This is a genomic window from Oceanotoga sp., from assembly GCF_030445905.1.
In the GTDB taxonomy this organism is placed as follows: Bacteria; Thermotogota; Thermotogae; order Petrotogales; family Petrotogaceae; genus Oceanotoga; species Oceanotoga teriensis.
Genome location: NZ_JASUSU010000003.1, coordinates 1 through 14,346, shown reverse-complemented (window position 1 = coordinate 14,346; position 14,346 = coordinate 1). Strand labels below are relative to the sequence as shown.

The window sequence follows — 14,346 nt, the reverse complement described above, 5'->3', positions numbered from 1 at the left end:
GGATGGAAAATAAAAAAGTAGCGGTAGTTTCATTAAAATTTTCACCTGGGCATATATCTCATTTAATAGCTTTCTATAAGCTTTTTTTTAGTCTATATTCTGAGGTTTTTTTATTACTAGATGAAAAGTATAAAAAATATTTAAAAGATGAAAATATAGAAAATATTATCTACTATAGCACAGATAAAGATATATATAATTATGATATTTATTTATTTCAAAATCCTAGTATTCTTAATCATAAATTCGCAAATAAGATAAATAAAAATAGTTATATTATTTATAACTTTCATGAACCATGGGATGGAATTAAAAAATATTTAAAAGAATCTTTTAAAAATTCTCTGAAAATGTATGGAGCTCATTATTACAATAAGAAAATGTTGAAGGCCAGCAATAAAATATTGGTTCCTTCTCAATATGCTCTTAAAATGTATAAAAAATATGATTTTAAATATAATAATAATGTTTCTTTTTTTCCTTTAATATTTGATGATGAATGCGGTATAAATAAAATAAAAAATACGAAAAAAGAATATTTTTCATTTATCGGTACAGCTACAAAAAATAGAAATATTTCAAAATTTATAGACTTTTGTACTTATGCGAATAAAAAAAACTCCAATCTCAAATTTTTGATATATTCTAGAAGAAAAGTTGATGATTATAATATAAACAAAATACAGAACTTAATTAATAAAGGTATAGTGAAAGTAAAGCATGGTAAACCTTTAACTAACGAAGAAATTAATGAAGGATATTTAAAAAGTTATGCTGTTTGGAATAATTATTCAAGATCTACTCAATCAGGAGTCTTGGCAAAAGCTATGATGTTTGGTACAGCTTCTTTGGCTTCTAATATAGGAAGTTTTAAAGAATTTATTAATAATAATTATAATGGCTTTGTTCTTGAGAGAGGAACTAATGAAGAGATTTTAAAAAAAATAGATTTAATAATTGAAGATAATAACATAAAAACTAACTGTAGAAATTATTTCATGGATAATTTTTATTATAAAAATCAAATTAATTTAATGAAGGGTTTAATATCTAAAAATGCTTAGAAAATTTTTTGGAAATATACAAATAATATCTCTTTTAACAATATCTATATTAATATATATTAACTTTCAGGTGTTTTTTATATCTTTTTTGCCAAATCCATTTACATTAACTTTTTTAATACAAATATTTCTATTAGTTTTACTAACTAAGAAACCATGGTTTTTAATTTTTTTTATAGGACTTTTAATCCCTTCTATTGAATACTATATTTTCAATTTAATGATTGTAATTATAGGAATTTCAATTTTTATATACCCTTTAAAAAAAGATAAAAATATATTTTTTGAAAATAGTATTTTTAAATTAAATAGAAGTATATTTCCATTGACGGTTTTAATTTCCTATATACAGTGGTTTTCTTCTGATTTATGGGTTAATTTATTCCCAATAATGAGGTTTGGAAATTTAAGAGGTGCAGGTTTTCAAATTGAACCTTCATTCATGGCATTGCCGCTGTTTATTTATATTTTTCTCCAACATGGTTATTATATAAATTGTGAAAGTTATTTAAAGAAAATAAGAATAAAAAGAGAAACTTTTATATTTGCAATTTTGATAGTTATTGCCACTAAAAGTATTTCAGTTTTAGTTATATTACCTTATGTTTTTTTATTGTTTTCAAAATTAGATATATTTAATACCTTTATAATTTCTACCAGTTTCATCAGTGGATTTTTTGTTTTTTCTGATAGGATAAGCAAAATTATTGATCAAATTAACTCTATAAATTCTTTAAACATTGTTTTTTTAATTAATAAAGCTTTTGGATCTTGGAGGAATATACCTGATTTTGCAATTATTTTAAATCCTATATCATTTTTATTTCCTACAAATCCTACAAACTTGAGAGACAAAATTAATATGTTTACTTCTGACTTAGGATATTCTTGGGTAATTAGCACTTTTAATTATTTTAGCGCTATGTTTTCGACTTTAGGTATTTTTCTATCTTTTTCTATAATAATAATTATTGGATATTTTTTTATTAGAAGATATAGATCATATAATCAAAAATATAGTTTTTTAGTTATTATTTATAGCTTATTTATTGGCTTTTTTATTTTGCCAAAAGGTGCGATTATTTTTTGGTTTATATTGTCAAGTGGGTTAATTAACGTTAAAATTAATGAAAGGATATAGATATGAAATTAAGTATTATTGTCCCAGCTTATAATGCAAAGAAATTTATAGATAGATGTATACATTCTATAATAGGTTATCAATATGAATATGAAATTATCATTATAAATGATGGTTCTAAGGATAAAACATTAGAAATTATTAACAAATATAATAAATATGATAATATTAGAATATATAATCAAGAAAATAAGGGTTTATCAGAAACGAGAAACAGAGGTATTAATTTGGCCAAAGGTCATTACATTTTTTTCTTAGATTCTGATGATTTTATTAATATGGAAAACTTAATAGAAATGGTAGAGTATGCTAGAAATAAAAATTTAGATATTATTGAAGGAAGAATTATAAACTATTATTCAAAAAACGAATTAAAATATCTTGGCTATTATATTAAGAAAAAAATACAAAATAAACTAAATAAAAAAATTTTAAATGGTGAAGAATTTTTTAATGTTCTTGTTAAAAATAATAATTTAATTGTATCAGCATGTTCAAGGGTTTATAAAAGAAGCTTTTTAATAAATAATGATCTGTTTTTTTATAAAGGTATTCTTCATGAAGATAATGAATTTACACCAAAAGTTATTTTAAAAGCGAATAAAATTTCTCTCTATAATAAAACTTTCTATTATAGAACGCATAATCAAAACTCGTTAACAGAAAACAACAAAGATTTGAAAAGATATGAAGGATTATTAATTTCATCTTATAGAAATTATTTGCTATACAAAAAAAATAAAAATAAAATGTTAAAAAATTTTTATTCAAGATTATTTCTTTCTGCTTTTAAATTTTTTAAAGAAAATACAATTGATAAAAATAAGATTAAAGAATATCATTTTGAAAAGTTTCTTGAAATTAAAAATAATATTGAACTAAAATATAAAATCTTTTTTTACTTTTTAAAATATTTTTATAAATGGAAGTGGTAAAAATAAATAAGATTATAGATAAGTTACTAAAGTTAATATTTAAAGATGGATTAAGGTATTATAAGACAAAAACTTTTTTGATTAAAATAAAAACGTTTTTTTCAAATTATAAAAATAATAAAAAAATAAAAGAACCAATCAACTTTAAAAAAGAAATATATCATATGAACGAAGCTTATGGCAATTCAGAAAACCTGAAAATTTATAGTAAAAATAATAAATCTATTAAAGCTTCAATAGAACATGGGCTATATATCGGTAATCATTATAATAAATTCGAAACGAGCAATTCTTTTCTCCCTGCTATTATAACGTTAAGTGAATATAGAAAAAAAATTCTGCTTAATAAAAATAAATTTATATTTGATATAGGACCTTATATACATTATTCAAAAAAAATAAATATGAATTTTATTCAAAAAGAAAAAGAAAAATATGGTAAAAATTTATTAGTTTTCCCTTCACACTCAATAGAGTCTATAGAGTGGAGATATAATATTAAAGATTTTATAAATTTAATAAAAAAAATAAAAAAAGCTTATAATTTTGATACAGTCAATATTTGCCTTTATTGGGTAGACATCAATAATAAATTAGATGAGGTTTATAAAAAAGAAGATTTCAATGTTATTACAGCTGGTCATAAAAAAAACAAGTACTTTTTAAATAATTTAAAAAAGTACATATTATTATCAGATTTCGTTATTTCAAATAATATTGGAACTCATATAGGGTACGTTAACTATTTAAATAGACCACAATATATTTATAAGCAAGAATTAAAAGTCATTGCTAATTCAGAAAAAGATTACAAAAAAGAATTTGGTGATAGAGATTTTGAATCAACTGAAAAAATAAAAAATAAATTATACAAGGCTTTTTCAAAAATTAATTTTGAAATTACTAGAGAACAAAAAGAGATATGTAATTATTACTGGGGATTTGACAAGGTAAAAACACCTGATGAAATAAATTTTATATTAACTTTTCTAGATGAAGCCTTTTATCTAATGAACAAGAAAAAGTATACTTTAAAAGAGATATACAATAAAAAAATATATGATATAAAAAATGATAACTATAAGAGAATATTGAAAGAATCTTTTAACGGAGGTTTAGATGATGCTGAACAATAAAACAATATTAATAACAGGTGGAACAGGAAGCTTTGGTAAAAAATTCATAGAAATGATATTTGCAAATTATGAACCAAAAAAAGTAATAATATATTCAAGAGATGAATACAAACAAGGATTAGTTAAACAAAAATTTTCAAAAGAACTAACAAAAGAACAATACTCAAAATTAAGATTCTTCATAGGAGATGTAAGAGATAAAGATAGATTATACAGAGCATTCTATGGAGTAAATATAGTGATACATGCGGCTGCGTTAAAACAAGTACCAGCGTGTGAATACAACCCATTTGAAGCAATAAAAACAAACATACATGGAGCACAAAACATAATAGATGCAGCATTAGACAGAGGAGTAGAAAAAGTAGTAGCGTTATCAACAGACAAAGCAGTAAACCCAATAAACCTATATGGAGGGACAAAGTTAGTATCAGATAAACTATTCATATCGGCAAACGCATATTCAGGAGAAAGAGGAACAATATTTTCAGTAGTAAGATATGGAAATGTAGCGGGAAGTAGAGGATCAGTAATACCATTCTTCAAAAGTATAATAGAAAGTGGAAAAAATGAACTACCAATAACAGACTATAGAATGACAAGATTCTGGATAACACTTGAAGAAGGAGTGAAATTAGTATTCAAAGCATTAGAAGAGTCAAAAGGTGGAGAAACATACATATCAAAAATACCATCATTTAAAATAACAGATCTTGCAAAAGCGATGAAAAAAGATTGTAAATTAAAAGAAGTAGGAATAAGAGAGGGAGAAAAAATACATGAAGTAATGGTAACAAAAGATGATTCAAGAAACACATATGAATATGAAAATCATTATATAATATATCCACATTTTGATTGGTGGAACAGTGAAAAATATTTTACAGAAGGTGGGAAACCAATAGAAGATGGATTTGAATACAATTCAGGAACAAATGAAGAATGGTTATCAGTAGAAGAATTGAAAAAAAGGTTAGGAAAATTAAATCTTGAATAAAAGGATGATAAAAATGGGAATACCATATGGGAAGCAATGGATAGATGAAGAAGATATAAAACAAGTGGAAAAAGTGTTAAAAGGTGATTGGTTAACTCAAGGTCCAAACATAGAACAATTTGAAAAAGAAATAGCTGAATACGTTGGAGCTAAATATGCAGTAGCATTTAATTCAGGAACATCAGCATTACATGGGGCAATGTATGCAACAGGAGTAACTAAAGGAGATGAAATAATATCATCACCCATAACATTCGTAGCTTCAACAAACTCAGGAATATACATTGGAGCAACACCAAAATTTGTAGACATAGATGAAAAAACATACTGTATAGATATAGAAAAAATAGAAGAGCAAATAACAGAAAAAACAAAAGTAATAGTACCTGTAGACTATGCAGGATATCCGGTTGACATAGAAAAGATAAACCAAATAGCAAAAAAACACAACATAGTAGTAATAGAAGATGCAGCACACGCGCTTGGAGCAGAAAGAAATGGAGAAAAAGTAGGGTCACAAGCAGACATGACGATGTTCTCATTTCATCCAGTAAAACACATAACGACAGGTGAAGGTGGAATAATAACCACAAACCACAAAGAATACTACGAAAAGATGAAAATGTTCAGAACACACGGGATAACAAAAGAAAACATGAGCTATAATCCAGGTCCATGGTACTATGAAATGCAAGACCTTGGATACAACTACAGAATAACAGACCTACAATGTGCATTAGGTTCAAGTCAACTAAAAAAAATAGAACAATTCATAAAAAGAAGAATCGAAATAGCAGAAAAATATGATGAAGCATTCAAAAATAATCCAAACATACAAACACCACCAAAAGATAAAAATAACAGACACGCGTACCATCTATATCCAATACAAGTACCAAAAGAAAAAAGAAAAGAAATATTTGAAAAACTAAGAGAAAAAGAAATATATGTACAGGTACACTATATACCAGTACACACACAACCATACTACAAAGAAAATTACGGATACCAATATGGAGATTATCCAAAATCTGAACAATTCTACGAAAGAGAAATATCCATACCAATGTATCCAAAAATGACAGAAAAAGAACAAGAATATGTAATAAAAACAATAAATGAACTAACAAAATAAGGCGAAAACATCGCCTTATTTTTAGCATAAAGAGGGGGGTATCTCAAATGAAAGAATTCAAAATAGGAAACAGAAAAGTTGGAGGAGACGAACCTACATACATAATAGCGGAAATGAGTGCAAACCATCTACAAGATTATGACAAAGCAGTACAAATAATAAAACAAGCAAAAAAAGCAGGAGCAGATGCGATAAAACTACAAACATACACACCAGATACAATAACAATGAACGTAAAAAATGAATACTTCAAAATAAAACAAGGAACAATATGGGATGGGAAAACATTATACGACCTATACAAAGAAGCGTATACACCGTGGGAATGGCAACCAAAACTACAAAAAATAGCCCGAGAAGAAGGGATAGAATTCTTCTCAACCCCATTTGACAAAACATCTGTAGATTTCTTAGAAGAAATGAAAGTACCTGTATATAAAATAGCATCATTTGAAATAAATGATATACCCTTAATAGACTATATAGCAAAAAAAGGAAAACCAATAATATTTTCAAATGGAGTAGCAGAAATATCAGATATAGAACTGGCAATAAAAACAATGAAAAAAAACAAAGTAGAAGAAATAGCATTACTAAAATGTACGAGTTCATACCCTGCACCAATAGAACAGGCAAACTTAAAAACAATACCAAATATGAGAGACACATTCGATATAGTATCTGGTTTATCTGACCATACACCAGGAATAGTGACTCCAATAACCGCAGTGGCTCTTGGAGCAAAAATAATAGAAAAACATATATGTTTGGATAGAAAACTTGGGGGACCAGATTCAAGCTTCTCATTAGAACCAGAAGAATTCAAACAAATGGTAGATTCTGTAAGAGATGCAGAAAAAGCAATAGGAAAAGTAAATTATGAATTATATGAAAAACAAGAAAAAAGTAGAGAACTTATGAGGTCTTTATTTGTAAATGAAGATATTAGAAAAGGGGATAAAATAACCGAAAACAACATAAGATCAGTTAGACCAGGATACGGATTACATCCAAAATATTACGAGAATATAATAGGAAAAAGAGCTAAAAAAGATATGAAAAAAGGAGAACCGTTAAAATTAAGCCAAATAGAAATGGAGGGGTAAAATGTTAAAAAATAAAGAAATAGAATTAATTCCAATAAGCAAAGAAGATACAGAATATATAATAAATATTAGAAACACAAAGAAAATAAATGAAAACCTATTTAGTAACCCTCCAATATATGATTTTGAACACATAAAATGGTTGAATCAAATGAATAAAAACGATATACATCTAATAATAAAAAATAAAGATGAAAAAGTTGGAATAATAAATATTACAAAAATAGATTATTTAAATGAAAAGTGTGAATATGGAATAGCCTTAGAGCCTCAATATTCAGGGAAAGGAATAGCTTATAAAGCTTCGAAATTATTATTAAATTATGTATTTAGTAATTTAAAAATAAGGAAAGTATATTTAGAGTTATTTTCTGATAATATAAGAGCAAAATCACTATACGAAAAAATAGGATTTAAACAAGAAGGTTTTTTTAAAGAAGAAATATTTAAAAATGGAAAATTTCGTGATGTAATAAGAATGGCATGTTATAAAAGTGAGTGGAAAAATGAAAATAGTATTTAGAACAAATGGTGGAAAAAACATAGGCTTAGGTCACGTATACAGATGCCTATCATTAGCAAAAGCAATAAAAGATGAAAATAAAAAAGTAGAAAAAAATGATATAGAAATTATCTTCATATCCAACAAAGAAACAATAGAACTAATACAAAAAAATAATTACAAATTCATAAGCTCAGATAAATTTAACAAAGAAGATATTCAAACTATTAATGATCAAAAAACAGATATAATAATATTCGACTCATATCTTGCAAATGATGGATATCTAAAACATTTAAAACAAATAACAAAACTCATAATATTTGACGATAACAACGATATATACAACTCTGAAATACCAGATGTAATAATAAATGGGAATATACATGCAAAAAAGTTAAACTATTCAAACAAAGAAAAACATTTTTTGGGTCCTAATTATTTAGTAATGAGAGAAGAGTATTGGTATAATAGCGAAAAAACAGAAAAATCAAAACAAAAAGAATCATTAATGATAACGACTGGTGGAGCAGATTTCAACCAAATAATGATTAAATTTATCCAATCATTAAAAGAATTGAAGATGAACAAAAAAATAATAATAGGTCCTATGTATGAAAAAGAATACATACAACAAATAGAAAAAGAAATAGAGAATGACGATAATTATGAGATAATATACAAACCAAAGTCATTAAAAAATTATATTCAAAGTTCTGATTATATATTAACTGCAGCTGGTTCTACTATATATGAAATAATGACACTAAATAAAACACCAATAATATATACACTAGCAGATAACCAAAAACTAATAGCAAAAGAATTAGAGGATTATGGAATAAAAAACTTAGGTAATTATGATAAAATAAATTATTATGATTTAGAAAAAGATATATTAAAGATAACAAGCAAAGAAAATACAAAAATAAAGCGATTATTTAATCTTTTTGACGGACAAGGAGCAAAAAGAATAGCCAAAGAAATAATAGGAGAGATATGAAAATGAAAAAAATAGCCATAATACCAGCAAGAGGTGGAAGTAAAAGGATACCAAAAAAAAACATACGAGATTTTTTAGGTAAACCAATAATAGCATACTCAATAGAAGCAGCAATAAAAAGTGATATATTCGATGAAGTCATGGTATCTACGGACAGTGAAGAAATAGCAGAAATAGCAAAAAGATATGGAGCTAAGGTACCTTTTCTTAGAAGCGAAAAATCTGCAGATGATCATGCTCCATTAATAGATGTAGCAAAAGAAGTTCTAGAAAATTATAAGAATAAGGGTATAGATTTTGATAAAGTTTGTATGATATTACCTACAGCACCTTTTGTTGATGAACAAAAACTTAAAAAAGCAAACGAAATATTAGAAGAAAAAAATGTTGATACTGTTTTCACAGTAACAGAATATAGTTTTCCAATTCAGAGATCATTAAGGATAGAAAATGGATATCTAAAAATGAAATGGCCAGAGAATATGAATAAAAGATCCCAAGATTTAGAAAAAACATATCATGATGCAGGTCAATTTTATTTTTTTGATGTAAAAGAATTTTATATACAGAATAAAGTATATATGGAAAAATCTTATCCCATAATACTTGATAACATTGAAGTGCAGGATATTGATACAGAAACTGATTGGAAACTTGCTGAGTTGAAGTATAGGCTTATTAATAATTTAGAAGAATAAGAGGGAATTTAGATGGATTTTAAAAAATTGTTTGGTAATAAAGTTGTTAAAGCTGGAAGTTGGTATACTATTACCAACTTTTTCACTAAAGGAATAGCATTTTTGACTTTGCCAATATTTACAAGGCTTTTGAATACTGAAGATTATGGAATTGTTTCATTATTTACTTCTTGGGTAGGAATTTTTTCAGTTATTATAAGTCTAGACTTAATGGGGAGTGTAGGAAGAGGAAAAACAGAATTTAAAGAAAAATATGACGAATATGCTTCTTCGATTTTATTTTTGAGTTTAATTATATTTTCAATTTTTTTATCTTTATCATTTATTTTTTCAGATTATTTATCTAAATTGATAGGTTTAGAAAAAACACTTTTTTATCTTATGATTTTTGGATCATATTTTACTTTTGTTTTGAATTTTACTTTATCTAAATTCAGGTTTGAATATAAATATAAAACAACCTCAATAATAACGATTTTAAAAGCATTGATAGCTGTCGGAATTTCAATATATTTAATTATTTATGTTTTTGATCAAAATAAATATTATGGAAGAATAATAGGTCAGATGTCTCCACTTTTTATAGTAGGAATTATATTTCTTTTTTATATACTAATTAAAGGTAAAAAATTAATTGATTTTAAATATTGGAAATTTGCTTTATCTTTATCTATACCATTAATACCTCATAATATTTCTCATATAATCAATTCACAGTTTGATAGAATAGTCATAGATAGATATGTAGGAAGTGCAGAAACAGGAATTTATTCATTTGCTTATAATTTGAGTATGATAGTGACTGTTTTGTTAGCTTCTACCAATACAGCATGGGTTCCTTGGTTTTATGAGAAGATGGAAAAATTAGATTATGTTAACATAAAAAATAAAGGAAAAATGTTTAGGGATATTTTTACTATTGGATTTGGGTTATTGCTTTTATTAAGTCCAGAAATAGTAAAAATAATGGCTGATGAAAGTTATTGGGAAGGATTAATTATTTTACCTATAGTTTTTTTAGGGATTTATTTTCAGTTTTTATATACTTTTGAAGTTAATGTAGAATTCTTTCTAAAAAAGACTTCTCTAATATCCTTTGGTACAATGTTATCTGCTGGAATAAATGTAGGGTTAAATTTTTGGTTAGTTCCTAGATTCGGTTATATTGCAGCTGCATATACTACTTTAATATCGTATATGTTTTTATTTATTTTTCATTATATTTTCACTACAAGGGTTATAAAAACAAAGGTTTTTGGGTTAAAATTCCATTTGTTCGCTATTATAAGTTCTTTTTCTATAACTATATTTTTTATAGTTTTTCAAGAATATTTATCCATTAGAATAATCGGTGTTGTTGTATTATTCTATTTATTATATAGAAAGTTAAAAAGATTTTCATTAAACTAAATACAAAGCATCTGAATAAAATTCAGGTGCTTTTTAAATAGACAGAGATAAAAAACAGGAGGTCTAGAATATGAAAGCAGTAATATTAGCAGGTGGATCTGGAGAAAGATTTTGGCCGTTGAGTACTCCAGAAAAACCAAAACAGTTTTTAGAGATATTTTCGGATAAATCATTAATAAGAGAAACGTTTGAAAGGTTGAATTATAGATTAGAACCAAAAGATATTTTTGTTGTTACTGCAGAAAAACACAGGGAACAAACATTGAAAGAATTACCAGAGTTGGGCATTGGTAACGTTATTCTTGAACCTGTTGCAAGGAACACAGCACCAGCTTGTTTTGTTGGTTCTTTGGTGGCAGAAGAAGACGAGGTAGTGTTTATTTTACCAGCAGACCATTATATTCCAAATAAAGAGAAGTTTTGGGAAGTAGTAGAAAGAGGAATAAAGGCAGCAGAAGAAAACAATGGTTTGGTTACTATGGGAATAAAACCAACAAGACCAGAAACAGGATATGGGTATATAGAAGCAGGGGAAGAAGTTGGAAGTGGAGTTATGAAAGTGGATAACTTCAGAGAGAAACCAAATCATGAAACAGCGTTGGAATATTTGAAAGAAGGGAACTATTATTGGAATAGCGGGATGTTTTTATGGAAGAAAGATGTGTTTTTAGAAGAGATGAAAAGATATAATGAAGATATATATAATACATTGAAGGATATTAACCCAAGAGATGTAGAAGAGATAAGAGAAGTGTATTCGGATATAAGAAAGATAAGCATAGATTATGCTTTGATGGAAAAATCTGAAAGAGTATTTACTATTATGGCAGATTATGAATGGTCTGATGTTGGGAACTGGGTATCTGTTAGAGAGATGGAAGGATATTCAGACGGAAAAGACAATGTTCATCTTGTAGACAGCGAGAATGTTTTTGTTAAGTCGAACAAGAATGTTGGAGTTGTTGGGGTGGACGATGTTGTGATTATAGAAACGGAGAACGGGATTTTGGTGGCAAGAGAGGACAGGGTTAATGATATTAGAGAGGTTTATAGGAAAATTTATAATTCTAATGGATAATTTAGACCCTTTACAAGCTGAGAGTGACAAAGTATTAGACTCTTCGGCAGGCTCAGAGTGACAGTGCATACAGGTTCTTCAACAATCTCAGGGTGACAGAGCGAATTTAGACCCTTCGGCAGGCTCAGAGTGACAGTGCATTTTTGTTGGAAGGATATGAAGTTGGAATTTGGAGGAAAATCAAGAGCATAAGAGCTTTTCCTAATACATTTAGGGGGATTTAAAACTTTAGAAGTAGAAATCAAAGATTTCTACTAAATGATAGTAAATTTTAAAATTTTATTATTTTTAATGTATAATATATTATATTATAATTTAATTGGAGATAAATTATGAATTATCTTTTATTTAGAGGAACTAATAAATATGAAATAGATAAATATAATGAAACTAACAAATTTTATTATAGTAAAGGTTATAGGCATTATTTAGGAAGTGGGATTTACTTTTTTAGAGATGATGAAAAAGAAGCTGAAAATTGGGCCAAATATAATATCAGAAAAGATAAAGAAGATAGTATTTTTGTTATTAAACTAATTTTAGATTTAGAAGAGGATGAAGTATTTGATTTGTTAAAGGTAAAAGATAGAGATCAATATATAAAACTTTTGAAGTATTTTGAAGAAAGATTTAAAAATGAGAAAGAAATACCTAATATTAAAAAGCCTTATGACGGTTACATAATTGATTATTATTGTTCTATGAATCGAAAAATTAAACTTGTTTCAGCAGTGTTTGATTTAAAAAATGATTATTTGAATTGTTTGAGCGAAGAAGATTTTACAAGAATCAATAAACATCATATTCAAGTTTGTATAAAAAGAACAGATATTATAAATAATGAAAATGTTACTATAGAGGAGGTATTTTTATGATTAATAATATAGATGATTTTATTAAATATTTAGACACATTATCCAATAAAGAGTTAAAAGAAGAAATGGAAAGCTTTGGAATTGATTTTAAAGAAAATGATGAATTATATGATAATTTTTGGAATACAAATTATGAAATGTATAATATGGAAATATCATTTGATGAAAATATAGAAAAATATAAGAAGAATGAAGACCTGAGTAAGGCAGCTTAGAATGAATAATACATCAATATTTCAATTTAAAAAATATTTAGTAGAAAATATAGACTTTAAAATTAAAAATATTTCAAATCATCAGAGAATTAAGTTTGATTTTGATATTAATAAAGAAGTAGAATATAATAATAATTCTATGAATTTATTGGTTATTGTAGATGTTTTTAAAAATGAAATTAATGCTCCTTTTGAATTAAGTTTAGCTATTAGGGGGATTTTTGAGTTTTCTGAAAATATAGAAGATAAAGAAATATTTGAGAAAAATGCAATGGCTATTTTATTTCCTTACATTAGGAATATAATTACAAATATTACTTCTATGTCAGGCTTTCCGCCTTTGATTATTCCCACTTTAAATATTAATAAATTTTATGAAAATAAAGGTGATTAATTAATGGCTCATATCAATTTTTAGTATGAGCGTTTTTATATAATCTTTTTTTTTACAAATAAACCATAATTATTCATTATTAATGTGTAAAAGTAAAGTTTGGTAGCAAATTTTAATTTAGCTAAAAATAGACTCTTCAACAGGATCAGAGTGACATAAGGATAGAAATTGTTTCACAATTTCTGTTGTTTGTTGCTGGTTGTTGGAAAAAACATTATTAAAAATCTTTTCGTATGTCATCTCGACTAAGATGCGCCAGCATCGCATGGAGAGATCTAATAAGTCAATTTTCGAAGAAAATTAAAGAGTGTTCAAATTCTTTGAGGATGGGAAAAAATAAATATATTTTTAACGCATTTTACACGGGTACCCACAAGGGGCACCCCTACATATTTTTCTCACTTGACAAAAACAGATATAATTATACAAACATATGCATAAATAGTTTTTTAATAAAAATTTGGTATAATAGAGGTGAGAAATGGGGGAAGAAGACAATCCACATGACGCATTCTTTAAATACGCATTTGGAGACAAAGAAATAACAAAAGACTTCATAAAATACTATCTACCAAAACAAGTAACCAAAGAACTAGACCTTGAAACATTGAAAGAAGAAAAGGGAAGTTATATAGACGAACAATTAAAAGGACTGTA

General features: G+C 26.1%; 16 protein-coding genes. All 16 read left to right on the top strand.

Annotated elements, in window-relative coordinates; translation table 11 throughout:
• The first annotated feature begins 2 nt into the window (after nucleotides 1–2).
• Nucleotides 3–1,064 (top strand): glycosyltransferase, encoded by a 1,062-nt coding sequence (locus PWP28_RS01280; protein WP_308644090.1) that lies wholly within the window; start codon nucleotides 3–5, stop codon nucleotides 1,062–1,064.
• The gene (locus PWP28_RS01275) at nucleotides 1,057–2,205 is read left to right on the top strand and encodes a hypothetical protein (RefSeq protein ID WP_308644089.1); all 1,149 of its coding nucleotides are present in this window, start codon (nucleotides 1,057–1,059) and stop codon (nucleotides 2,203–2,205) included. Before PWP28_RS01280 ends, PWP28_RS01275 begins: the two co-directional genes overlap by 8 nt.
• 2 nt (nucleotides 2,206–2,207) lie before the next feature.
• Nucleotides 2,208–3,140, top strand: a complete 933-nt coding sequence (locus tag PWP28_RS01270) for a glycosyltransferase (RefSeq protein WP_308644088.1) — start codon at nucleotides 2,208–2,210, stop codon at nucleotides 3,138–3,140.
• 164 nt (nucleotides 3,141–3,304) lie between these two features.
• Nucleotides 3,305–4,276 (top strand): hypothetical protein, encoded by a 972-nt coding sequence (locus PWP28_RS01265; protein ID WP_308644087.1) that lies wholly within the window; start codon nucleotides 3,305–3,307, stop codon nucleotides 4,274–4,276.
• On the top strand, nucleotides 4,263–5,273 hold the full coding sequence (gene pseB / locus PWP28_RS01260) for a UDP-N-acetylglucosamine 4,6-dehydratase (inverting) (RefSeq protein WP_374045474.1): 1,011 nt from the start codon (nucleotides 4,263–4,265) through the stop codon (nucleotides 5,271–5,273). Before PWP28_RS01265 ends, pseB begins: the two co-directional genes overlap by 14 nt.
• A gap of 13 nt (nucleotides 5,274–5,286) precedes the next feature.
• Nucleotides 5,287–6,408 carry a UDP-4-amino-4,6-dideoxy-N-acetyl-beta-L-altrosamine transaminase gene (gene pseC, locus PWP28_RS01255; RefSeq protein ID WP_308644085.1) on the top strand — a complete coding sequence of 374 codons (1,122 nt, stop codon included), beginning with the start codon at nucleotides 5,287–5,289 and terminating at the stop codon, nucleotides 6,406–6,408.
• 47 nt (nucleotides 6,409–6,455) lie between these two features.
• Nucleotides 6,456–7,514, top strand: coding sequence for a pseudaminic acid synthase (pseI, locus tag PWP28_RS01250; RefSeq protein ID WP_308644084.1), 1,059 nt, complete (start codon nucleotides 6,456–6,458; stop codon nucleotides 7,512–7,514).
• Nucleotide 7,515: 1 nt separating this feature from the next.
• Nucleotides 7,516–8,037, top strand: coding sequence for a UDP-4-amino-4,6-dideoxy-N-acetyl-beta-L-altrosamine N-acetyltransferase (gene pseH, locus PWP28_RS01245; RefSeq protein ID WP_308644083.1), 522 nt, complete (start codon nucleotides 7,516–7,518; stop codon nucleotides 8,035–8,037).
• A complete protein-coding gene (gene pseG / locus PWP28_RS01240; protein WP_308644082.1) occupies nucleotides 8,021–9,019 on the top strand; it encodes a UDP-2,4-diacetamido-2,4,6-trideoxy-beta-L-altropyranose hydrolase in 999 nt (332 codons plus the stop codon). The genes pseH and pseG overlap by 17 nt, the downstream gene beginning before the upstream one ends.
• A gap of 2 nt (nucleotides 9,020–9,021) precedes the next feature.
• On the top strand, nucleotides 9,022–9,717 hold the full coding sequence (gene pseF / locus PWP28_RS01235) for a pseudaminic acid cytidylyltransferase (RefSeq protein ID WP_308644081.1): 696 nt from the start codon (nucleotides 9,022–9,024) through the stop codon (nucleotides 9,715–9,717).
• 12 nt (nucleotides 9,718–9,729) lie between these two features.
• Complete coding sequence (locus PWP28_RS01230; protein ID WP_308644080.1) at nucleotides 9,730–11,127, top strand: oligosaccharide flippase family protein; 1,398 nt, start codon at nucleotides 9,730–9,732, stop codon at nucleotides 11,125–11,127.
• Between the two features lie 70 nt (nucleotides 11,128–11,197).
• On the top strand, nucleotides 11,198–12,205 hold the full coding sequence (locus PWP28_RS01225; RefSeq protein WP_308644079.1) for a mannose-1-phosphate guanylyltransferase: 1,008 nt from the start codon (nucleotides 11,198–11,200) through the stop codon (nucleotides 12,203–12,205).
• Between the two features lie 332 nt (nucleotides 12,206–12,537).
• Entirely contained in the window at nucleotides 12,538–13,080 is a 543-nt protein-coding gene (locus tag PWP28_RS01220; protein WP_308644078.1) for a hypothetical protein, read from the top strand.
• Nucleotides 13,077–13,295: a hypothetical protein gene (locus PWP28_RS01215; RefSeq protein WP_308644077.1), complete on the top strand. Its 219-nt coding sequence runs from the start codon at nucleotides 13,077–13,079 to the stop codon at nucleotides 13,293–13,295. Before PWP28_RS01220 ends, PWP28_RS01215 begins: the two co-directional genes overlap by 4 nt.
• A 1-nt stretch (nucleotide 13,296) precedes the next feature.
• Nucleotides 13,297–13,689: a protein-export chaperone SecB gene (locus tag PWP28_RS01210; protein WP_305081256.1), complete on the top strand. Its 393-nt coding sequence runs from the start codon at nucleotides 13,297–13,299 to the stop codon at nucleotides 13,687–13,689.
• Between the two features lie 481 nt (nucleotides 13,690–14,170).
• Nucleotides 14,171–14,346, top strand: a 176-nt coding sequence (locus PWP28_RS13795; RefSeq protein ID WP_374045473.1) for an Rpn family recombination-promoting nuclease/putative transposase, incomplete at its 3' end; no start/stop codon positions are given.